Genomic DNA, 1,071 nt, shown 5'->3' on the forward strand with positions numbered 1-1,071 from the left:
TAGCCAACACGCTTGAAAGGTGGAAGGAGCCGATTCTTTCCTACTTTTTGTGCCCATATACCAATGCCCGAATCGAGGGGACGAATCACAAGATCAAAAACATCAAACGCCGGGCATATGGCTATCGAAATCTAGAACGGTTTCGTTTGCGTGTATTTCTGGAGTGTACAGGGAACACTACAAGCAGTCAGGCTGCTTAAGCGCTCCCTTCTTCCGCTATCGGTATGATAGTTGGTAGAATGGAACCCGTCAAGGAAAGCGCTTGACTGTTTCCATTCTACCAACTTCATGGTCTGTATGCGGAAGAAGGATCTTGACCGATGAACCCATTTCATCCAGCTAACATGTTTCTGGGATTGATTGGAAATCACAGAAAATGGTGAAGACCCAATTAAATTATTAGTCATACAGTGATAAATCGTTCCAGAATTTCATAGTTCCGTTACTATAAATATCAAATCTAGTTTGGAAAGGTACTGGGCCTGTCCCACTCATACTACCGTTACTAACTACTTTTGTAAAATTATAATATACTTTTCCAGGGTTGCCGTATGAATAAGAAACTCTATCTCCGTAAGCACCAGAAACATATAAAGAATGTTTTCTTGGATAAACTGTAGATCCAATATATTCCACATCAATCCATCCCGTAATTTCCCCAACATGCGTATATCCATAATAAATAGCTTGCGAAATATTAAATCTTTGATCTCCTACTACTACTTGCGGTGTTATTTGACTGGAAGAATTAAGAGAAGTAGATTCCGTTTTATAGCCACTAATAGTTACATACCCTTGTTCATTTTTTTGTATAGATACTGTGTAACCATCTTTTATAAGTTTTTTGTACTCTTTTAATTGCTCTTTATTTAGATCGTCTTTACTAATTTCTACTCCACCAATCTTAACTGCTTCAATATCAGTTTGTTCAATACTTGGTTGATTCGTATTTTCAGCCGCATAGCTTACTGCATTAGTTGAGAACAGAACACCTAAAGATAATGCCGAAACACTTAGTAGTTTAGTAATGCTTCTTTCTATCATTTTTTTCACCCTTTTCATTTTTTTGTA

2 protein-coding genes are annotated in these 1,071 nt (G+C 37.3%); one reads left to right on the top strand and one right to left on the bottom strand.

Annotation, left to right across the window (positions count from 1 at the left end; genetic code table 11):
- A partial coding sequence (locus tag M4I42_RS16930; RefSeq protein WP_268853198.1) for a transposase occupies positions 1-200 on the top strand: 200 nt, incomplete at its 5' end.
- 199 nt (positions 201-399) lie between these two features.
- Here the strand turns inward: M4I42_RS16930 and M4I42_RS16935 are convergent.
- A partial coding sequence (locus M4I42_RS16935) for a hypothetical protein (RefSeq protein WP_268853199.1) occupies positions 400-1,071 on the bottom strand: 672 nt, incomplete at its 5' end.

Source organism: Anoxybacillus sp. J5B_2022 (assembly GCF_026847645.1).
Lineage (GTDB): Bacteria > Bacillota > Bacilli > Bacillales > Anoxybacillaceae > Anoxybacteroides.